Raw genomic sequence first — 20,417 nt, forward strand, 5'->3', positions numbered from 1 at the left:
GCCCGCTTTAGTTACCAAACAGGCCTTTCAGCGCACCGCCAACACCTTCTTCGATGGCCTTGCCAGGATCCTTGAGAACATCGGCCGGGGCAGACTGTTGCTGCGCTGGGGCATTCTCAACCTGTTCTTTGCTTTCCTCGACCTCTTTCTTACACGGATGATCCGCCGGAAGGTCACCAACCACTGCCAGCAGGGCGGGTGCAATACCGCCCGTCAACAGGCCCGTAACAATTCCCAAACCAATCGCCTTTGGATCCGGAATAACGGATGGATTGGCAAAGGTCCCTGTAATTGACAATGGAACACTGGTCAAACCACCCCCACCAGCAGGCTTTGCAGTCAGGTTCAGCTCTTCCGTCTTAAGGTTGATATTACCTTCTGTAATGACTGTGATTGGACCAGAGGCTGTATAACCCGCCTTGGTTTCCATCAGGCCATCTTTCAGATCATAGTCCAACACGGTGCAATCCATCACGACCCAGCCATTCTCGGTCGCCAATAAACCTGCCAGAGTATCGCCCATCGCATCCTCAAAAGCCTTCTTCAAGACGCGACTGTCATACAGGCTGACCAGGGTATTGCCTGTCAGAGAGCCTGCAATGGCACGCGGCGAGGCCCCGGCCCCTTTCAAATCGATATTCACATCCAAAGGTCCAACGATCTTGTCCCGCATACCGGCCCCGGCCAACAGCGACTCCAGACCCATTTTCTTACCCTCTATGGACACAGAGACAGATGGGTTGTCCTGGCTGCCATCCAGCGAGAGCGCACCATCCAGGGTGCCTGCGCCGACACCCGCTTTAAACGGGCTGACATCCAGCTTGCCATCCTCAAGCACGATTTTGATTTCAAAATCGGTCAGTTCCGCAACCGCTGCAACGAAGGTTGCTGCCTTGTATTCGATATCCGCATTCACAGACTTCATCACATCCAACGGCAGCGGATCATTCGGGATCAAGCGCCCATCAGACGAAGCGCTAGAGGTGCCCCCGCCCGTTGTTCCGCCAGATGTTGAGGCCTTCGAGGCACCCCCCTTGGCGGGTGGATTGACATCATTGATGTCGAACCGGGTTGAAGACAGCCGCGCCACAATGCTGGGGACGTCGCCTGTCGCATCAATGGTCGCGGTCCCAGCTATATCGCTGCCTCCAATTTTCGCTGTGAAGGGGTCCAGGGTTATGGGCTTGCCATTATCCCCCTTCAAACTGCCCGACACATCAACCGGCCCAATCGGTGGAATGCCCGGGGCCAGATCAGACAGGACCGACAGATTGGGGGAGATCACCTTAAACGCGACATCCGCCCCTGACAGTTTGACTAAATCGGTCACCGTGCCCTTGGCTTCGACCAGCAGCGTTTTTTCCGTGCCAAGGTTAAGGTCAAGCTGGCTGAGCGTCAGCACATCCTGTGCATCGCCTGCAACCTTCAAATTCAAATTCAGCGGGCCCAATGCGGGAACGGATGCATTGGAGAATGCCTTAACCAACGGAGACAGATTGCCAACTTCCGGTGACACGGCCTTAACCGACAGATCAACTCCCTTTTGCGCCAACAAATCCTCTATACCGCCATTGACCTGAACCTGAATGGTTTCAGGCTTGCCAAAGTCCACCGCCAAATCTGTCAGACCCAGGCCAGCCTCCATGCCGCCATTGACTTTCGCCGTCATCGACATCGGACCCATGTTGGGAATGCTTTGACCAGAGAATTCCTTAGCAATTGGAGACAGATTTCCAAGCTCCGGTGAATCGGCCGTAATATCCAACGCGATGCCATTCTGCTTCATGATATCCTTGATACCACCGCTAACGGCAAGCGTGACCATCTCCTGGGTGCCAAGATTGAGCGATAGGTCTTCGACGGACAGTTCATCTGCCAAATCACCGCGCACATTCAATGAAACATCCAATGGACCCAAAGCCGGGACTTTCTGACCGGAAAACTTCTGCGCAATGGGTGACAGATTGCCCACCTGATTGCTTTTTACCATAACGGCCAGATCGACACCTTCGGTCGCGACCGCGTTTTCAATTGTCCCATTCACCGTCACATGGATGACATCGGGAGATCCCATATCAACCACAAGCGGGTTGACTGACAGGTTATCCCCGTCGCCTTTCAGCGTTGCATCAACCTTGAAACCACCCAGCCGCGGCACATCGATACCCGCAATCTGGGCGACATTAGCCAATTCTTGCCCCAAGGCAGATACCTTAACATCAATGCCTTCCTGCCCGGCCAGATCTTGAATCTGGCCCTGAATTGCGACGTCGATTCCCGCCAGATTACCGACAAAATCAATCGGCGTTGGCTGACCGGAATCCGTCATTGTTTGCAAGGAGCCCATTTCGCCAGACATGACCAGATCCAGATCATCAAAAGCGGCATCCAGATTAAGCTTCAATGGATCGGTTTCCGATTGGCTGCCCAAGGTTAGTTCCGTCAGGGTAAACACCCGGTCCGGACCCAGGGCCGGGTCTTTCATGACCACTTCGACATCCGCAATGCGAACGTCGCGCAGAATCGGTAACACCAGATCGCCACCACCACTATATCCGCCACCGCTATGGCTTTCACCCGCATCGGATTTCATGTCAGCGTCGCTGGCGCCCGCCGTCTGAAACTGCGTATTGCTGACGCCTTGTTCATTCTTTTCGAGTATCGCACGGACGCCATCCACATGGGCCAGCGTGATATCCGGGGTGGATCCCAACAGAGAGAACAGCTTCAGGCTGACCTCAACAGAATCCACTTCCACCATATTTGGGCGAGACCCCCAATCGGCGTTACTGAGCGCAATGCCCGTCGCCTTCAACCGGGTATCGGTGCCCAATTCGAATTCAATCGGCCCCTCAATCACCAATGTGCGGCCGGTCGCATCCTTGACGGCGCTTTGGATTTCAGGTTTCCAATCATTCAAATCAATATTCAGGATATAGACGATTGCGCCGACCGATACGACGACCAGAACCGCCAGAAATCCGCCAAGAATTTTAATAAAACGTCGCATTATTCCGTGCTCCATAGGTTTTCAATTAAGCCGGGCAACTCAGCAAAGTGATTGGCAATCACACTGGCCCCGGCCTCTTTCAGCATCTCCGGGGCATGATACCCCCAGGAAACGCCGATTGCCTTGGCCCCGGCGCGCACCGCCATCGTCACATCAAAGATGGTATCGCCAATCACAACGGTTTGCCATGGGGAAACGCCCATTTCCGCCATTGCATTTATTAAGATTTCGGGGTGCGGCTTGCCGGGTCCGTCCTCACTTGTCTTCAGAATGCTGAAATGATGCGCAATGCCGTGACGCTGCAAAGTGTGGTTCAGGCCGCGTCGCCCCTTGCCGGTCGCAACACCCAGAACATAATGATCAACCTCGGACAGCGCCTCTAAGACACCACTACAGCAATCATAGAGCGGTTCTTCATACTTTCCAGCCGCGCGATCACTGACAAAGGCCTTGCGGCAGGCCAAAGTCAATTGCTGTAGAATTTCGGGGTCCCCATCCGGATGCAGGGCCCCGATCGCGTGATCCAGAGATGTCCCGATCTGATGGCGTATCTGGTCGGGCGTCGGCGGGACCAATCCCGCCCCTTGCCAAACCAGGGTCATGGTATCGACAATGATATGCCCGCTATCAACCAGGGTTCCGTCGCAATCAAAAACGATCAGGCGGGGTGTCGGCTCACTCATTGGTCATCTCACCCGCAGTCTTACTGTTCAAGTTCGGCGAAGGGATCTTCTATATCGGGACCCGATGTATCAAATTCAAACAGCGCAAGTGTACGCCGGAAATGGGAAGGCGGGGCCGCCTTGATCAACGTGCCCGCCCCAGAAATGCCGGGCGGCAGAACGATGGAGCGCGCATGCAGATGCATCCCCTTGGGCAATTCATCCCCGTCTGGAAAGGCCGCCTTGCCGCCATATTTCCCGTCACCCAGAATTGGCGTGCCCAGGGCGGCCAGATGGGCGCGAATCTGATGGGTGCGCCCAGTCCTGGGCCACAATGCCACCAGCGCCATCTTCTGGGCTGCCTGGTCCAGCACCTTAAATTCGGTGATGGCGACATCGCCATTTTCCTCGTCCGGTACGACTTTCTCGCCCCCGGGTCCACCGAGCTTCGACAGCGGTAAATGGATTGATCCTTCGTGAGGGGTCGGAACACCAACGGTGATGGCCCAGTAAATCTTTTTGACCTCTCGCCCTTTTAGCGCCTGCCCAAGAGCCGCAGCGGAATTCCGGTTCCGCGCCAGCAACATCACGCCGCTGGTATCCTTATCCAGGCGGTGCACCAGGCGGGGCCGGTCAATTTCCTCGAAATGCAGGAATTCCAGCATGGCATCGACATGCCGCTCTGTCTTGCTGCCACCCTGGACCGCCAGGCCCGGCGGCTTATCAATCGCCAGAACGGCGTCATTGCGGAAAATCACCAGCTTCTTGGCAAAGGCTTCATCTTTTGGATCAACCGGCTTGGGGGGGCGTTTATGGGGGGCCGTGGAGGCAGGTTCATAGGGTGGTACACGCACGGTTTGACCGGCACCGACGCGGGCATCGCTTTTCACCCGTCCGCCATCAATCCGCAGTTCCCCCTTGCGCATCGCCTTTTGCAGGCGACTGTGGGGCATGTCTGGAAACTTCAACTTGATCCAACGATCCAGCCGCATGCCGTCTTCATCATCGCGCACTTCCAGTGTTTGAACACCTTGCACCACAGTCTCTCCTAGAAATTATAAGGGGTCAGCCCAGAATTGCGCGCGCCAGCATCATGCCGGCATAAAGGCCCAACACAGCAAGGCAAACCGACCCCAGAGTGTAAAGCGCCGCCATTCCAAGATGCCCCCGGTTCAACAGGGAGACAATCTCCAGCGAGAATGTCGAAAATGTCGTAAAGGCACCCAGAACACCCACCGCCAGAAAGGCGCGCAGATTTGGCATCGGTTCCGCCAGATGCATAAAGACCTGAACCAGCACGCCCATCAGAAAGGATCCCAGAACATTCGTGACGAAAATTCCCCACGGGAACCCATCCCCGGTCCAGCGCATAACCTGGGCGGCGAAATAGTGACGGGCCAGCGCACCAACAGCGCCCCCCGCCGCAATGGCGATAATCGGGTTCATAAAAGACGTTATGCTGCGCCAATCAGCCAGATGCAAGGGCTGCTATCGGCAATTTCGAAACTCTGCCAAGACTAGTGCACCTGTCCCTTTCGCTTTCGGGTGCGCCTGGCCAGCATATTCAAAGCCTCAACACCGCCAGAAAATGCCATCGCCGCATAGACATACCCTTTTGGAACATGGACGCCAAAGCCATCTGCAATCAACAACATCCCAATCATCAGCAGGAAGCCCAGCGCCAACATCACAACTGTGGGATTCTGCTCAATAAACCGCGCCAGGGGACCACTGGCGACCAGCATCAGAATGACCGACACAATCACAGCACAGATCATGATGGGCAAATGTGGAGTCATCCCCACGGCGGTCAGGATACTGTCCAGAGAGAAGACCAAATCCAAGGCCAGAATCTGGACAATGGTAAGGCCGAAATTCATCACAACAGCGCGTTTGGGGTCGATTTCTTCTTCCACATCCGGGTCAACGGAATGGTGAATTTCCGTGGTGGCCTTCCAGACCAGGAACAATCCGCCCGCAATCAGTATAATGTCACGCCAGGAAAACTCTTCCCCAAAAACAGCAAATATCGGGTCGGTCAACCCGACCAGCACGAACAACAGACTCAACAGTAACAGGCGCATGATCAGCGCCCCGCCGATCCCGATCGTGCGGGCACGGGCGCGGTTTTCTTCCGGCAATTTATTGGTCAGGATGGAGACAAAGACCAGATTGTCGATCCCCAGCACGATCTCCATAACGATCAGGGTCAAGAGCGCAATCCAGGCTGCTGGGCTGACGACTAATGTGAGTATCTCTTCCATTCCAGGTCCCCTAATCCGTATCTGTTTCGCGGCGTTTGCGCCGAAGGCCATCCCAGTATTCTAAACGCTTCTTGATTTCCCGCTCGAACCCACGTTCCACTGGTTGGTACAGGGAAACGCGCGACATGGATTCTGGAAAGTAATTCTGGCCCGAAAAACCATCCGGGGCATCATGATCATAGGCATAGCCTTTGCCATAGCCCTGGTCCTTCATCATCGATGTCGGCGCATTCAGGATGTGTTTGGGCGGCATCAGGGAGCCGGTTTCCTTCGCCGTGCGCCGCGCCGCTTTATAGGCTGTGTAGGCAGCATTGGATTTCGGGGCGGTCGCCAGATAGATTACCGCCTGAGCCAGCGCCAGTTCCCCTTCCGGGCTGCCCAGCCGTTCATAGGTATCCCACGCCATCAAGGCCTGATGCGCCGCCTGAGGATCTGCAAGACCGATATCTTCATAAGCAAAACGCGCCAATCGCCGCGCGACATACAGAGGGTCTTCGCCGCCTTCCAAAATTCGGGCGAACCAATACAGCGCCCCATCACAATCCGATCCGCGTAAGGATTTATGCAAGGCACTGATCAGGTTGAAATGGCTATCCTGATGTTTGTCATAGACCGGCAGGCGTTTCTGAACCACACCGGCCAGGCCTTTCGGGGTCAGCTTTTCCGTGGTGCCCAGGGCAAACAGCGCTTCGGCCATGTTCAAAAGATACCGGCCATCGCCATCGGCCATGGCAATCAGGGCAGTGCGCGCGTCATCATCGACGGGCAGGCTGTGCCCTTCTGTTTCCTCAGCACGCTTCAGCATTTCACCCATCGCGGTCTCGTCCAGCCGATTGAGGACAAAGACCTGACACCGCGACAAGAGCGCAGCATTCAGTTCAAAACTGGGATTTTCCGTGGTCGCCCCGATCAGGATGATGGTGCCATCTTCCACCACCGGCAGGAATCCATCCTGTTGCGCGCGGTTGAAGCGATGGATTTCATCAACAAAAAGCAACGTTCCCTGCCCGGCCTGGCGACGGGAAAGGGCGCGATCAAAAACCTTGCGCAAATCCGCCACGCCGGAAAAGACAGCCGACAGGGGCTCGAACACCAATCCGCTGCCTTCTGCGATCAGGCGTGCCAATGTGGTCTTGCCACAGCCCGGCCCACCCCACAGAATCATGGAGGTCAGCCGCTTGTTATCCAGCATCCGGCGCAGGCTGCCCTGGGGCCCGATCAGGTGATCCTGACCATAGACTTCTGTCAGGTCCTTTGGGCGCAACCGATCCGCCAGGGGGCGGGGGGCATCTGCTTCGAACAGACCACCAGACAGTCCACCACCTGACACTCCGGGGGGCGGCGTTGCCATGCTGTCACCGGGCTTCGATGGTTCGGGTTTCCCCGTTGCGATCAAACACCATGCGCCATGTTCTGGGCGGATCAGACAAGACGTCGCGCAAATCTTCCGTCAGTTTGATCGCATAGTCATTCACAGATTTCAGCAAATCACCCGGACGCAGCCCCATCCGCGCGGCCGGTGATCCACGGGCAACTTCCATCACCATCACCCCAGAGCGATCCAATCGCAGATTTAATTCCTCCGTCAATGCCGGCGACAGATTAACAAAAACCGCACCCGCAAAGGGAGCATTGCTGCGCACCACGACCGGGTCTTTCGGGGGGTCTTCCGGCGGCACTTGCAACACAAAGTTTGCTTCCATCGCGGTGCCGTCTCGCAGAAATCTCAGTTTTACAGTCTGACCGACCCCTTTGGTCGCCACCCGGAAACGCAGGTTTTGGGCATCCTCAATAATCTTCCCATCTGCGCTGAGAATGATATCGCCCGATTTCAGGCCGGCCTGATCGGCAGGACCGTTCTGGCGCACATGTTCAACGATCAGGCCATGGGGAACATCCATTCCCAAGGCATTGGCAATATCCCAATCCACCACCTTGCTGTCAAAACCCAGCCAGGGGCGCAGCAGGGGCGTTCCAGATGTCGCGCTGGTCAGAATGGCTTTTACCATGATCGATGGAATGGCGAACCCGATGCCCTGGGACCCGCCGGTCTTTGAGAATATCGCTGTATTGATTCCGATGATCGACCCATCCATTGCAACCAACGCGCCCCCGGAATTGCCGGGATTGATCGCGGCATCGGTCTGGATAAAAGATTGATAGTCCGAGATATCCAGCGATGTTCGCGCCAGACCCGAAACAATCCCACTGGTCACCGTCTGACCAACGCCAAAGGGATTGCCAATCGCCAGCACCAAATCCCCAACCGCAACGGCATCAGAATCCCCCAGCCTGCCAACGGGCAAGGCCCCTTTTACATCGACCAATTGCAGGACCGACAGATCCGTGCGCTCATCCGATACCAGCACTGTTGCTTTAAATTCGCGCCGATCCCGCAGGATCACCTGAATATCATCCGCATCGGCGATCACATGATGGTTTGTCACAACCAGTCCAGACTCGGAAACAATGACGCCCGACCCCAGGGAGTTTTCCTGGCGGCGCTGTTGGGTACCGGGAAAGGCATTGCCGAAAAACCGCTGAAAGAAGGGATCGCTGAACAAGGGACTTTGCGGTCCCCGGGCGGCCACTGTCTTGCGGGTGTAAATATTCACAACCGCAGGAGCAACCGCATCCACCAAGGGCGCATAGCTGAGTCGTACCTGTTGCGCTGATTGGGGGACGACAGGCGTTGTTTCGGCGATGGCCCCTTGAGGAAGGGCCAACAGTCCGAAGAGCAGAACAACGCGGGGAATGAATTTCATGAATGTATCTCGCATGGCGGTAATCTAAGCATTCCATCGGTGTTTGGGAAGGCATTGCGACAATCCTTCCTGAACCAGACGCCGACAGAAAATCAGCCTAAAGAAAAAGGGCGGCCCGATTTCGGAACCGCCCTTCTGTCAATTCAGTGGCTTGCGCCTTATTCTTCAGTTTCGACCTTTTCAGCCACAGGACCGCTGTCCTGACCCTTGGCCAATTCGTCGCGTTCAACCAGTTCGATCACGGCCATCGGCGCGTTGTCGCCATAGCGGAAACCGGCCTTCAGAACGCGGGTATAACCGCCCGGGCGCGATTCATAGCGCGGGCCCAATACGTCGAACAGCTTCTTGACCATGGTTTCATCGCGCAGTTGCGAATAGGCCTGGCGGCGGCGATGCAGGCCACCCTTTTTGCCAAGCGTGATCAGCTTTTCCGCGACGCGCTTCAACTCTTTGGCTTTCGGCAGCGTGGTCACGATCTGCTCGTGTTTGATCAGGGCATTGGACATATTGGCAAACATCGCTTTGCGGTGTTCGGCTGTCCGATTAAGTTTCCGTCCGTCTTTCAGGTGCCGCATGGCTTTCGTCCTTTAAAATAACAATGGTTTCGGGTGCGTCTCCGCCGGTCGCTCTAGGCTACAGCCGACGGGGGACTTGAACGCGGTACTCTTACGCGCTGGGAAAGTCCTTCTTAAAAGGGCTCTTCCAGTTTCTTGGCCAGATCTTCGATATTCTCAGGCGGCCAATTGTTGATTTCCATACCCAGTGACAGACCCATCTGGCCCAGCACTTCCTTGATTTCGTTCAGCGACTTGCGACCGAAATTCGGGGTCCGGAGCATTTCCGATTCCGTCTTCTGAACCAGATCGCCGATATAGACGATGTTGTCGTTCTTCAGGCAGTTGGCAGAGCGAACCGACAGTTCCAATTCGTCGACCTTGCGCAGCATGTTCTTGTTGAACGGCAGTTCCGACGGGCGATCTTCTTCGGTACGGATTTCCGGCTCTTCGAAGTTGATGAAGACCTGAAGCTGATCCTGCAACACGCGGGCGGCCAGGGCTACGGCATCATCCGGGGTAACCGCGCCATTGGTTTCCAGCGACATGGACAGCTTGTCATAGTCGGTGACCTGACCAACGCGGGTATTTTCCACCTTGTAGGATACCTTGCGGACCGGGCTGAACACGGAGTCGACCGGGATCAGGCCGATTGGCGCATCTTCCGGACGGTTCTGGGTCGCAGGCACATAGCCCATGCCATTTTCAACGGTGAATTCGATGTTCAGTGACGCACCGCTGTCCAGCGTGCAGAGCGGCAGGTCGGGGTTCATGACTTCGATGTCATGGCCGGTTTCGATCATGCCAGCGGTCACTTCACAAGGACCTTCACAGGACAGGCGCATCTTCTTCGGGCCTTCGCCATGCATACGCAGAGCCAGGGCTTTCACATTCAAGACGATGTCAGTGACATCTTCCCGCACACCCTGGATCGAGGAGAATTCGTGCAATACGCCATCGATCTGGATTGCGGTGACCGCAGCGCCCTGCAAAGAGCTGAGCAAAACGCGACGCAGGGCATTCCCCAGCGTCAGGCCAAAGCCACGTTCCAGCGGCTCAGCAACAACAGTCGCGATGCGACGGGCATCATAGCCCGAGGCGATTTCCAGCTTCTTCGGCTTGATCAGGGCTTGCCAGTTCTTCTGGGCGTTCGCGGTAACATCATTCATGTTGGTTCTCGCCTCACAGCTAAAGTAAAAAAGGATCCTGCCTTATAATTCGATCCTATCAGATCGATGGCGGGATCGCGGCGCGCCCCATCCCGAAATCAGGGATGGGATCGCAAGCCGAAGAATTAAACCCGACGACGCTTGCGCGGACGGCAACCATTGTGGGGAATGGGGGTGACGTCGCGGATACCGGTAATCTGGAACCCAACCGACTGCAGCGCGCGCAGCGCCGACTCACGCCCTGAACCAGGACCCTTCACATTGACTTCCAGGGTCTTGACGCCGTGGTCCTGTGCCTTGGCACCCGCATCTTCCGCCGCCATCTGTGCCGCGAAAGGAGTGGATTTCCGACTGCCCTTGAAGCCCTTAGAGCCTGCAGACGACCAGGAAATCGTGTTTCCCTGCACATCGGTGATGGTGATCATCGTATTATTGAACGTCGAATTCACATGGGCGATGCCCGCTGCGATATTCTTCCGCTCTTTACGCTTACGAACCGGAGCCTTAGCCATAGTCTATTCCGTCCTTCATTTCGCACGCGGGTACAGAAATGCCCCGCGCCGCCCTGCCAACTGGCAGACCGTATTACTTCTTCTTACCAGCGATCGCGCGGGCAGGGCCCTTGCGGGTGCGCGCATTCGTGTGGGTGCGCTGACCCCGAACCGGCAGGCCCTTGCGGTGACGCAGGCCGCGATAGCAACCAAGGTCCATCAGACGCTTGATGTTCATCGCGACTTCACGGCGCAGGTCACCCTCTACCGTATAGTCCCGATCGATCACTTCACGGATCCGGGCCAGTTCATCTTCCCCCAGCTCGTTCACGCGCTTGGTGGGATCAATGGTGCATTTGCCCAAAATCTCTACAGATTTCGCAGGGCCAATGCCGGTAATGTAAGTCAGCGCGACCAGCACTCGCTTGTTGGTCGGGATGTTAACGCCGGCGATACGTGCCACGTCGCGTACTCCTTCAAACGTGTTTAGGAGACGTCTGCGACGTCTCCATCGATCAACTCAGATTACGATCAGATCAATTTTTTGAACTTTTTTAAGTCCGTCTCTTGATCTGCCTGGACCCTATCGGTCCCAAATTCGATTCAACTGCATGGCGTGACTCGCGAAGTCGCTTATATTTCAAGCGCTTCTGGACAACCACCCAGTAAAGCGCGCGGAGTATAGGGAAAACCGCCCGCTTGTCAACGCACCACCACCCTGAAAACATCCAGAGTTTCAGTTTTTCTTACACCATCATGACAAGGGTCTCGATCTTAACCGAGCACCTTCTCGATTTGACGGGTTACTTCGTCCATATCGGCCATGCCATCTACAGATTTCAGCATGCCCTTATCCGCATAATACGGCAGGATTGGCGCCGTCTGTGCGTGATAGGCTTCCAACCGTGATGTCACGGTTTCCGCATTGTCATCGGCGCGACGCTTAAACTCTGTCCCGCCGCATTTGTCACATATGCCTGGCTTTGCCGGCTTATGAAATGTGTCGTGATATCCCTGACCACAGGTCCCACAGGTATAACGCCCGGTGATCCGCTCTGTCAGTGCCGCGTCATCAACCTTCATTTCGATGACCGCATCCAAGGTCATACCTTTTTCTTCCAGCATCCCGTCCAGGGCTTCGGCCTGCGCAACCGTGCGCGGGAAACCGTCCAGGATAAAACCATTATTGCAGTCCGGCTGGTCAATGCGGTTGCCAATAATGCCAATCACCAGGGCATCGGACACCAGTTTGCCCGCATCCATCACAGCCTTTGCTTCCTTGCCCAGGGCGCTTTCGCTTTGTACTTCGGCGCGCAGCATATCGCCGGTAGACAATTGCACCATGCCGCGAGATTCTTCCAGACGCTTCGCCTGGGTTCCCTTCCCCGCGCCGGGCGGACCCAGCAGAATGATGTTCATCGTTTTTTCCCCCGCAGCTTGGACTTCTTGATCAGCCCTTCATACTGATGCGCAATCAAATGGCTTTGAATTTGCGTTACCGTATCCATCGTCACCGTGACAACAATCAACAACGTCGTTCCGCCAAGATAAAAAGGAACAGACAGGTTGGCGATCAGAATTTCCGGCAGGATACAAACGATTGCCAGATAGGCCGCACCAATCACCGTCAGGCGTGTCAGGACATAATCCAGATAATCAGCCGTATTCTTGCCGGGGCGAATCCCTGGAACAAAACCACCATTGCGCTTCAGATTGTCAGCGGTGTCGGTTGGATTGAACACAACTGCGGTATAGAAAAACGCAAAGAACACGATCATCGAGACATACAAGGCCAGATACAGGGGCTGACCATGGCCCAGATTGGCCGTCAGGAAGGACAGAATCCCACCATCAGTGCTGGACGGGCCAGAGAAATTAGCGACCGTCAACGGCATCAACAGGATCGAGCTTGCGAAAATCGGGGGGATCACGCCTGCCGTGTTAAGCTTCAACGGCAGGTGTGAGCTGTCGCCGCCAAACATCTTATTGCCAACCTGGCGCTTGGGATACTGAACCAGAATTCGGCGCTGAGCCCGCTCGACAAAAACAATGAACACAATCACAGCCACCGCCAGGATCAAAACACCCAGCAACAGGGGAGTGGACAGCTGGCCGCTGCGGCCCAGTTCAAAGGTCGCAGCCAGGGCAGCAGGGAAACCAGCCACAATCCCGGAGAAAATAATCAGCGAAATACCGTTACCGACGCCCCGCTGGGTGATCTGTTCGCCCAGCCACATCATGAAAACCGTCCCGCCAACCAGCGTGATAACCGCAGAGGCCCGGAAGAACATGCCCGGATCCACAACAGCACTGGCCCCGGTTGAGGTTTGCAGACCTTCCAGACCAACAGCGATCCCATAACCCTGAACCACAGCCAGAACGACGGTCAGGTAACGGGTATACTGATTGATTTTCTTGCGGCCGGTTTCGCCCTCTTTCTTCAATTGCTCCAGCGTTGGAAACACGGTGGTCAGCAACTGCATGATAATAGAGGCGGAAATGTATGGCATGATGCCAAGCGCAAAAATTGCCATGCGCCCGATGGCCCCGCCCGCAAAGGCGTTGACCATATCCAGCACGCCGCCGCGCTGTTGTTCGAAAATGTCATTCAGGATGGTCGGATCAATGCCCGGCAGAGGAATATAGGTTCCGATCCGGTACACAATCAATGCGCCAAGGGTAAACCACAGTCGCTGCTTAAGCTCTGTCGCTTTCGCGATCGAGCTGAAATTGAAGTTCGCTGCCAGTTGTTCCGCGGCTGATGCCATGGGTCTGTCCCGTCCTCATCCTCTGACCACCGGGGCGCGGATCCCACTTCTTCAGGAGGCTGAAGCCTGCAGGGACGCCCTGTGTGTGCACACATACCGTATATACGAGCATCGTATATAGGAAATGCGCGAGCGGGGCGAAAGGACTTTATCTCGTCTCATCGCCCCGACCCGCGCGTTACCGTCCGACCCTTACGGGCCAGCAGAAGTCTTACTTTGCGGCGAGCCGCGCCTCACGTTTTGTTGCCGCTTCTTTGCGACGCGCGACGCGCTTGCCTTCCTTCTTTGCAACCGGGGTCGGCACAGTGACAGAGCCACCGGCTTTTTCCACCGCATCGACTGCCGTTTTAGAAGCACCCGCAATGTCAAAATTGATCTTAGCCGTCAATTCCCCATTGCCCAACAGGCGCACGCCATCCCGGGCCTGGGTCAACAGACCGGACGCGACCAGCGCAGCCGCATCCACGGTCTTGCTGATGTCCAGCTTGCCGTCGTCGACCCATTTCTGGACGCGACCGATATTGACGGTGACAAAGTTCTTGCGGCTGACATTGTTAAAGCCGCGTTTCGGCACACGCCGATACAGCGGCATTTGCCCGCCTTCGAAACCATTGATCGACACGCCCGTGCGGGATTTCTGCCCCTTTACACCGCGACCACCGGTTTTGCCCTTACCGGACCCGGCACCACGGCCAACACGCATGCGGTCCTTGCGGGACCCTTCGTTGTCGACGAGTTCGTTGAGTTTCATGATACGCATCCTCAAACGCTTGCGAAAAGACGGTTGCTGGGGACAGCCCCCGGCGTTACTTGGTCTCTTCGACGATTTCCACCATGTGATGGACCTTGCGGATCATTCCGCGCACCGACGGGGTATCTTCCAACACCCGCGTGCGGCCCATCTTGTTCAGGCCCAGCCCGATCAGCGTGTCACGCTGTTCTTTGGGGCGACGGATCGGGCTACCGATCTGACGCACGGTCAGGGTTTTCTTATCAGCCATTGCTCATCGCCTCCTGGGCGCTGTTGTCCACGCCGTCATCACGACGACCGACCAGATCAGCGACCTTCAAGCCCCGACGGGACGCCACCATACGCGGTGACTGGCTGTTTTTCAGCCCGTCAAAAGCAGCCTTGATCATATTGTAGGGGTTGGACGTGCCAATAGATTTGGCAACAATGTCCTGAACGCCCAGGGCTTCAAACACCGCACGGGTTGGACCCCCTGCGATAATTCCCGTTCCCGGAGGGGCTGCGCGCATCATCACACGACCGGCACCGAAATGCCCCTTGATGTCATGGTGCAATGTGCGACCTTCCCGCAACGGCACGCGGATCATTGTCTTGCGGGCCTGTTCGGTCGCCTTGCGGATCGCTTCGGGCACTTCACGCGCCTTGCCTGATCCGAAGCCAACACGACCCCGGCCGTCCCCGACAATTACCAACGCGGCGAAGCCAAAGCGACGCCCACCCTTCACGACCTTGGCGACGCGATTGATCGCGACCAGCTTTTCGGTCAGATCCGGTTCGTTGCTGTCCCGGTTGCTATTGTCGCGGTCCCGATCGCGTCCGCGACCTTTACCACCACCATCTTCTCTCGGTCCTCGTGCCATATCAGCGGCTCCCGACTCTTAAAACGTCAGACCGGATTCACGCGCGGCATCCGCCAGCGCCTTCACCCGACCATGGAATTTATACCCGCCGCGATCAAAGACCACGACTTCTACACCAGCGTCTTTTGCCCGTGCCGCCAGCAATTTGCCGACTTCTGAAGCAGCCTCTACCGTTGCACCGGTCTTCAGCTTCCCTTTCAGATCCTTGTCGATCGAAGACGCTGCAGCCAGGGTACGCCCTGCCTGATCGTCAATGATCTGTGCATAGATCTGTTTGGAAGAGCGGAACACCGACAACCGCGGACGCCCATTCGCAAGTTTGCGGACCTTGAAGCGGGTCCGCTCTTTACGACGCTCGAATAATTCTTTCGTCTTGAGCATTTTACCCGTTCCTTACTTCTTCTTACCTTCTTTACGAAGGATGGTCTCGTCCGAATACTTAACGCCTTTGCCTTTGTAAGGCTCTGGCGGCCGATAGGCGCGAATTTCGCTGGCAATCTGACCGACGCGCTGTTTAGAGGCGCCGGAAATCGAGATCACGTTGCTCTTGTCGCCTTCCACAACGATCTTCAGATCGCTGGGGATTGGGAAATTCACGTCGTGGCTGAAACCAAGCGACAGCTTCAGGGTAGACCCCTGAACCGCCGCGCGATATCCAACGCCGTTCACTTCAAGACGCTTTGTGAAACCGGTGCTTGCCCCTTCAACCGCGTTTGCGATCAAGGCGCGGGTTGTACCCCAGGCCTGACGGGCGCGTTTGGTTTTCAGCAACGGGGTCACTGTGACCTTGCCGTCGTCAATCGTGACTTCGACATTTTCCAGAACCTTAACCAGCTGTTCGCCATTCTTGCCCTTGGCAGTAATGACGCCGTTGGCCAGCGTTACATCTACGCCGCTGGGGATCGTTACTGGATTGATACCAATGCGTGACATCGTTCTCTCCTCCCGATCAATAAACGCGGCAAAGGATCTCGCCACCGACATTCGCTTCGCGGGCTTCGGCGTCAGACATCACACCCCGGGGGGTAGAGAGGATCTGAATGCCAAGGCCGTTGTAGAAACGGGGCAAATCCTTAATTTTTGAATAGACGCGACGGCCCGGCTTGGACACGCGCGACACTTCCCGAATGGCGGGTTCGCCATCTGAGTATTTCAATTCGATCGACAGCTCCCGGATACCCTGGCGGACTTCCGACTCAGAATAACCACGGATGAACCCTTCGCGCTTCAATACGTCCAGAACACGCATGCGCATGTTGGATGCAGGAACCGGAACCACGGCCTTGCGGGCGTGTTGACCGTTACGAATGCGGGTGAGCATATCGCCAAGCGGATCACTCATAGACATGACTTGATCCTCCTTACCAGCTTGACTTGACCACACCGGGGACAAGGCCAAGAGAGGCCATGTCGCGCAGCGCGATACGGGAAATACGGAACTTGCGGTAGAAGGCGCGCGGACGCCCCGTGATTTCGCAACGATTGCGCACACGGATCGGGCTCGCATTCTTCGGCAGGCTATCCAGCTTGATCACCGCCGCGAACCGCTCTTCCGGAGCAAGGTCGCGATTGTGGATCAGTGCCTTAAGCGCCTCACGTTTTTTCGAATAACGCTTGGACAGCTTACGGCGGCGATTGTTCTTTTCAATGGAGCTTTTCTTAGCCATTGGATTTCTCTCCTCCGCCTTACGCTTTTTCGAACGGCATGTTGAACTTGGTGAGCAGGCTCAAAGCCTCCTCATTCGTTCCTGCCGTCGTGCAGATGATGATATCCATGCCGCGAACGTCTTCTACCTGATCGTATTCGATCTCAGGGAAAACAATCTGCTCGCGCAGGCCCATGGCATAGTTGCCGTATCCATCGAAGCTTTTGGCACTGATACCGCGGAAATCGCGAACGCGCGGCAGCGCGATGTTGATCAGACGGTCCAGAAATTCCCACATGCGGTCCGCGCGCAGCGTAACCTTGCAGCCAATTGCCATGCCATCACGGATTTTAAAGCCCGCGACGGATTTCTTGGCTTTGGTCGATACCGGCTTTTGCCCGGTGATTTGCGCCATTTCCGCAATTGCGTTCGTCAGCTTCTTACGGTCTGCCGACGCTTCGCCGACACCCATATTGACGACAATCTTGTCCAGCCGCGGCACCTGTAGGGCATTTTTGTACCCAAATTCCTGCAACAGGTCAGCTTTAACCTTCTCGTCGTAAAGCTGCTTCAGCCGCGGGACGTAACGATCTTCAGCCATCGCTCGTATCCCTTACCTTCCTAAAACCGTCGCCCTTAGGCGTCGATATTTTCGCCGGATCGCTTGGCAAAACGTACCTTGCGACCGTCCTCGAGAGTTTTGAAACCAACGCGAGTCGGTTCCCCTGTTTTCGGATCCTTGATCGCCAGGTTAGACAAGTCGATCATGGCTTCCTTTTCAACGATACCGCCCTGGGTCGTCTGGCTGGGGCGGGTATGGCGCTTGACCATATTCACACCCTGCACAGTGGCCCGGTTTTCTTTCGGCAATACCGTCAGAACTTCACCTTCTTTGCCCTTATCGCGGCCCGACAGGACCACAACAGTGTCGCCTTTTTTGATCTTCGCAGCCATATCAGATCACCTCCGGCGCCAGGGAAACGATTTTCATGAACTGCTTGGCACGCAGTTCGCGCACGACCGGGCCAAAAATACGCGTGCCGATCGGCTCTTTCGTTTTGTTGATCAGAACCGCCGCATTGGTATCGAACTTAATGGTCGATCCATCCGGACGGGCGATTTCCTTACGGGTCCGCACGATAACGGCGCGATGAACCGCACCCTTTTTCACGCGGCCGCGTGGAATGGCTTCCTTCACCGATACGACGATAATATCGCCAACCGATGCGAAGCGGCGTTTTGAACCGCCGAGCACCTTGATGCACTGGACTTTCCGGGCACCGGAATTGTCCGCTACATCGAGTGTGGTTTGCATTTGAATCATTGCACCTACTCCCGATCAGGTATCGACGTTAAGCGTCCGCGCCGACCAGCAATTCCCAAGACTTACGCTTGGAAATCGGCCGACATTCGCGGATGCGGACGTGATCGCCCACTTGCGCCGTGTTGTTTTCGTCATGCGCCATGAATTTCTTCGACAAGCGCACGAATTTTCCAAATACCGGATGCTTAACCCGGCGTTCGACCTTGACCACGATGGTCTTGTCAGTCGCGTTGGAGACCACTGTCCCCGTAAGAATGCGTTTCGGCATGAATCCGAACCTCCGTCTAAATCCGCGACCGTTAAGCCGTGGTTGCCTGCGCGGCGCGCTGGCGATCATTCATCAATGTCTTGATACGCGCGATATCGCGGCGCACCACCTGAACCCGCGCGGTATTTTCCAACTGGCCACCGGCCGCCTGGAAACGCAGGTTGAATTGTTCCTTTTGCAACTCGGTCAGTTGCGCTTTCAATTCGTCGTCCGTCTTGGGACGCAGATCCGTGATCTTGGTCATGACTTTGCTTCCTTACCCACCAATGCGGGTGACAATTTTGCACTTAATCGGCATCTTCGCGGCCGCAAGTTCAAATGCCACTGTGGCCAATTCAGGCGCCACGCCGTCCATTTCAAACATCACACGACCTGGCTTTACGCGGCAGGCCCAGAACTCAACGGACCCCTTACCTTTACCCATCCGGACTTCGGCAGGCTTTTGCGTGACCGGCACATCCGGGAAAATACGAATCCACACCTTACCCTGACGCCGAATGTGGCGGACCAGAGCACGACGGGCGGCTTCGATCTGACGTGCGGTAACACGGCCCGGCTCCATGGCTTTCAGGCCGATCGAACCGAAGTTCAGCGCGGTTCCACCCTTGGCATTGCCATGGATGCGGCCTTTATGCTGCTTGCGGTACTTCGTGCGCTTCGGTGACAACATCGTCTTGAACCCATTTTCTTAGAGGGGCGGATCATCAGACCCAGCCCATCATGTTCGCTTTCAGTGTCCAGCCGCCCAACAGAGGCGACCCTCAATTCCGGCAAACCCTTGCCGATAGTCTTAGCGGTTGCCACCGCCCGTATTGCCGGTGCTGGACGACGCTGTGCCGCCCTGTTCCGCCAAACGCTTGTCTTGGGCATATGGATCATGGGCCATGATTTCGCCCTTGAAGATCCAGACCTTTACACCACAGATCCCGTAGGTCGTGGCTGCTTCAGCCGTGCCATAATCGATATCCGCGCGCAACGTGTGCAGCGGCACCCGACCTTCGCGGTACCATTCCGTGCGCGCGATTTCCGCGCCGCCCAAACGGCCACCACAATTGATCCGGATGCCTTCTGCGCCCATGCGCATGGCATTTTGTACCGCACGCTTCATGGCGCGACGGAAAGCAACGCGACGCTCAAGCTGCTGCGCAATATTTTCAGCGACCAGCTTGGCATCCAGTTCCGGCTTACGGATTTCGATAATGTTCAGCGCGATGTCGCCGCCAAAGCGGGTCGACAAATCACGACGCAACTTTTCGATATCCTGACCCTTGCGACCGATCACAACACCCGGACGGGCAGTATGAATGGTTACACGGGCGCGGCCTGCCGGACGCTCAATCACCACACGGGAAATCCCGGCGGCCTGCAGCTTGTCCTGCAGATAGGCACGCATTGCAACATCTTTATGCAACAATTCTGCATAATTCTTATCGGCGTACCAACGAGAGTCCCATGTGCGGTTGATTCCAACGCGCAGACCGACTGGATTGATTTTCTGACCCATTATGCGGCCTCCTCACGCTCACGCACCACAATGGTGAGATTTGAAAACGGCTTTTGAATTTTGCCGACGCGACCGCGCGCCCGGGGGCGCATGCGTTTCATCACGAAGGCCTTGCCGACGAATGCTTCTTTGACATACAGCCGGTCAACGTCCAGCTGGTGATTGTTTTCCGCATTGGCCACAGCCGATTCCAGAGCCTTCTTCACCGTGTCCGCAATGCGGCGATGCGTGAAGGTCAGATCATGCAATGCCGAACCGACATCTTTGCCACGGATCATCGTCGCGACCAGGTTCAGCTTTTGCGGGCTGACCCGGATCGAGTGGAGGACCGAGCGGGCTTCCGTATCGGTCAGCGACCGTTCTCTTGCCGACTTACCCATC

At 56.1% G+C, this 20,417-nt stretch carries 28 protein-coding genes; all 28 read right to left on the reverse strand.

All coding sequences use genetic code 11. From position 1 onward, the window contains the following. Nucleotides 1–7: 7 nt before the first annotated feature. Nucleotides 8–3,010 (reverse strand): AsmA family protein, encoded by a 3,003-nt coding sequence (locus ACOSDM_RS13680; protein WP_420725098.1) that lies wholly within the window; start codon nucleotides 3,008–3,010, stop codon nucleotides 8–10. Continuing rightward, nucleotides 3,010–3,693: an HAD-IA family hydrolase gene (locus ACOSDM_RS13685; RefSeq protein ID WP_420725099.1), complete on the reverse strand. Its 684-nt coding sequence runs from the start codon at nucleotides 3,691–3,693 to the stop codon at nucleotides 3,010–3,012. Before ACOSDM_RS13685 ends, ACOSDM_RS13680 begins: the two co-directional genes overlap by 1 nt. Before the next feature lie 20 nt (nucleotides 3,694–3,713). Further along, the gene (locus tag ACOSDM_RS13690; RefSeq protein WP_420725100.1) at nucleotides 3,714–4,709 is read right to left on the reverse strand and encodes an RluA family pseudouridine synthase; all 996 of its coding nucleotides are present in this window, start codon (nucleotides 4,707–4,709) and stop codon (nucleotides 3,714–3,716) included. Nucleotides 4,710–4,737: 28 nt separating this feature from the next. Then, a complete protein-coding gene (gene crcB / locus ACOSDM_RS13695) occupies nucleotides 4,738–5,118 on the reverse strand; it encodes a fluoride efflux transporter CrcB (protein WP_420725101.1) in 381 nt (126 codons plus the stop codon). Between the two features lie 71 nt (nucleotides 5,119–5,189). Then, the gene (locus ACOSDM_RS13700; protein ID WP_420725102.1) at nucleotides 5,190–5,936 is read right to left on the reverse strand and encodes a TerC family protein; all 747 of its coding nucleotides are present in this window, start codon (nucleotides 5,934–5,936) and stop codon (nucleotides 5,190–5,192) included. A gap of 10 nt (nucleotides 5,937–5,946) precedes the next feature. Further along, the gene (locus tag ACOSDM_RS13705; protein WP_420725103.1) at nucleotides 5,947–7,287 is read right to left on the reverse strand and encodes a replication-associated recombination protein A; all 1,341 of its coding nucleotides are present in this window, start codon (nucleotides 7,285–7,287) and stop codon (nucleotides 5,947–5,949) included. Nucleotides 7,288–7,291: 4 nt separating this feature from the next. Continuing rightward, nucleotides 7,292–8,716: a Do family serine endopeptidase gene (locus tag ACOSDM_RS13710; protein WP_420725104.1), complete on the reverse strand. Its 1,425-nt coding sequence runs from the start codon at nucleotides 8,714–8,716 to the stop codon at nucleotides 7,292–7,294. Nucleotides 8,717–8,859: 143 nt separating this feature from the next. Then, nucleotides 8,860–9,276: a 50S ribosomal protein L17 gene (rplQ, locus tag ACOSDM_RS13715; RefSeq protein ID WP_420725105.1), complete on the reverse strand. Its 417-nt coding sequence runs from the start codon at nucleotides 9,274–9,276 to the stop codon at nucleotides 8,860–8,862. A 113-nt stretch (nucleotides 9,277–9,389) separates the two neighbouring features. After that, entirely contained in the window at nucleotides 9,390–10,424 is a 1,035-nt protein-coding gene (locus ACOSDM_RS13720) for a DNA-directed RNA polymerase subunit alpha (protein ID WP_420725106.1), read from the reverse strand. Nucleotides 10,425–10,549: 125 nt separating this feature from the next. Next, nucleotides 10,550–10,936 carry a 30S ribosomal protein S11 gene (gene rpsK, locus ACOSDM_RS13725; RefSeq protein ID WP_420725107.1) on the reverse strand — a complete coding sequence of 129 codons (387 nt, stop codon included), beginning with the start codon at nucleotides 10,934–10,936 and terminating at the stop codon, nucleotides 10,550–10,552. A 73-nt stretch (nucleotides 10,937–11,009) separates the two neighbouring features. Beyond that, the gene (gene rpsM / locus ACOSDM_RS13730; protein ID WP_420725108.1) at nucleotides 11,010–11,378 is read right to left on the reverse strand and encodes a 30S ribosomal protein S13; all 369 of its coding nucleotides are present in this window, start codon (nucleotides 11,376–11,378) and stop codon (nucleotides 11,010–11,012) included. A gap of 311 nt (nucleotides 11,379–11,689) precedes the next feature. After that, nucleotides 11,690–12,334: an adenylate kinase gene (locus tag ACOSDM_RS13735; protein WP_420725109.1), complete on the reverse strand. Its 645-nt coding sequence runs from the start codon at nucleotides 12,332–12,334 to the stop codon at nucleotides 11,690–11,692. Next, nucleotides 12,331–13,683: a preprotein translocase subunit SecY gene (gene secY, locus ACOSDM_RS13740; RefSeq protein WP_420725110.1), complete on the reverse strand. Its 1,353-nt coding sequence runs from the start codon at nucleotides 13,681–13,683 to the stop codon at nucleotides 12,331–12,333. The genes ACOSDM_RS13735 and secY overlap by 4 nt, the downstream gene beginning before the upstream one ends. Before the next feature lie 211 nt (nucleotides 13,684–13,894). Then, on the reverse strand, nucleotides 13,895–14,434 hold the full coding sequence (rplO, locus tag ACOSDM_RS13745; RefSeq protein WP_420725111.1) for a 50S ribosomal protein L15: 540 nt from the start codon (nucleotides 14,432–14,434) through the stop codon (nucleotides 13,895–13,897). A gap of 55 nt (nucleotides 14,435–14,489) precedes the next feature. Continuing rightward, on the reverse strand, nucleotides 14,490–14,684 hold the full coding sequence (gene rpmD, locus ACOSDM_RS13750) for a 50S ribosomal protein L30 (protein ID WP_420725112.1): 195 nt from the start codon (nucleotides 14,682–14,684) through the stop codon (nucleotides 14,490–14,492). Next, nucleotides 14,677–15,294 carry a 30S ribosomal protein S5 gene (gene rpsE / locus ACOSDM_RS13755; protein ID WP_420725113.1) on the reverse strand — a complete coding sequence of 206 codons (618 nt, stop codon included), beginning with the start codon at nucleotides 15,292–15,294 and terminating at the stop codon, nucleotides 14,677–14,679. The genes rpmD and rpsE overlap by 8 nt, the downstream gene beginning before the upstream one ends. Before the next feature lie 18 nt (nucleotides 15,295–15,312). Beyond that, the gene (gene rplR, locus ACOSDM_RS13760) at nucleotides 15,313–15,675 is read right to left on the reverse strand and encodes a 50S ribosomal protein L18 (RefSeq protein ID WP_420725114.1); all 363 of its coding nucleotides are present in this window, start codon (nucleotides 15,673–15,675) and stop codon (nucleotides 15,313–15,315) included. 12 nt (nucleotides 15,676–15,687) lie between these two features. Further along, entirely contained in the window at nucleotides 15,688–16,227 is a 540-nt protein-coding gene (gene rplF, locus ACOSDM_RS13765; protein ID WP_420725115.1) for a 50S ribosomal protein L6, read from the reverse strand. Between the two features lie 16 nt (nucleotides 16,228–16,243). After that, on the reverse strand, nucleotides 16,244–16,642 hold the full coding sequence (gene rpsH, locus ACOSDM_RS13770) for a 30S ribosomal protein S8 (RefSeq protein WP_420725116.1): 399 nt from the start codon (nucleotides 16,640–16,642) through the stop codon (nucleotides 16,244–16,246). Between the two features lie 13 nt (nucleotides 16,643–16,655). Further along, on the reverse strand, nucleotides 16,656–16,961 hold the full coding sequence (gene rpsN / locus ACOSDM_RS13775; RefSeq protein WP_420725117.1) for a 30S ribosomal protein S14: 306 nt from the start codon (nucleotides 16,959–16,961) through the stop codon (nucleotides 16,656–16,658). A 19-nt stretch (nucleotides 16,962–16,980) separates the two neighbouring features. Beyond that, a complete protein-coding gene (gene rplE / locus ACOSDM_RS13780) occupies nucleotides 16,981–17,541 on the reverse strand; it encodes a 50S ribosomal protein L5 (protein WP_420725118.1) in 561 nt (186 codons plus the stop codon). Nucleotides 17,542–17,576: 35 nt separating this feature from the next. Beyond that, complete coding sequence (gene rplX / locus ACOSDM_RS13785; RefSeq protein ID WP_420725119.1) at nucleotides 17,577–17,894, reverse strand: 50S ribosomal protein L24; 318 nt, start codon at nucleotides 17,892–17,894, stop codon at nucleotides 17,577–17,579. Between the two features lies 1 nt (nucleotide 17,895). Continuing rightward, nucleotides 17,896–18,264: a 50S ribosomal protein L14 gene (gene rplN / locus ACOSDM_RS13790; RefSeq protein WP_420725120.1), complete on the reverse strand. Its 369-nt coding sequence runs from the start codon at nucleotides 18,262–18,264 to the stop codon at nucleotides 17,896–17,898. Nucleotides 18,265–18,292: 28 nt separating this feature from the next. Next, entirely contained in the window at nucleotides 18,293–18,532 is a 240-nt protein-coding gene (gene rpsQ / locus ACOSDM_RS13795) for a 30S ribosomal protein S17 (RefSeq protein WP_420725121.1), read from the reverse strand. Between the two features lie 31 nt (nucleotides 18,533–18,563). Continuing rightward, nucleotides 18,564–18,776: a 50S ribosomal protein L29 gene (gene rpmC, locus ACOSDM_RS13800; protein WP_420725122.1), complete on the reverse strand. Its 213-nt coding sequence runs from the start codon at nucleotides 18,774–18,776 to the stop codon at nucleotides 18,564–18,566. A gap of 12 nt (nucleotides 18,777–18,788) precedes the next feature. Then, on the reverse strand, nucleotides 18,789–19,202 hold the full coding sequence (gene rplP, locus ACOSDM_RS13805; RefSeq protein WP_420725123.1) for a 50S ribosomal protein L16: 414 nt from the start codon (nucleotides 19,200–19,202) through the stop codon (nucleotides 18,789–18,791). Nucleotides 19,203–19,322: 120 nt separating this feature from the next. Continuing rightward, on the reverse strand, nucleotides 19,323–20,036 hold the full coding sequence (rpsC, locus tag ACOSDM_RS13810; RefSeq protein WP_420725124.1) for a 30S ribosomal protein S3: 714 nt from the start codon (nucleotides 20,034–20,036) through the stop codon (nucleotides 19,323–19,325). After that, on the reverse strand, nucleotides 20,036–20,416 hold the full coding sequence (gene rplV, locus ACOSDM_RS13815) for a 50S ribosomal protein L22 (protein WP_420725125.1): 381 nt from the start codon (nucleotides 20,414–20,416) through the stop codon (nucleotides 20,036–20,038). Before rplV ends, rpsC begins: the two co-directional genes overlap by 1 nt. Between the last annotated feature and the right edge of the window lies 1 nt (nucleotide 20,417).

This window comes from Hwanghaeella sp. LZ110 (assembly GCF_048892525.1).
Lineage (GTDB): Bacteria > Pseudomonadota > Alphaproteobacteria > UBA8366 > Aestuariispiraceae > Pacificispira.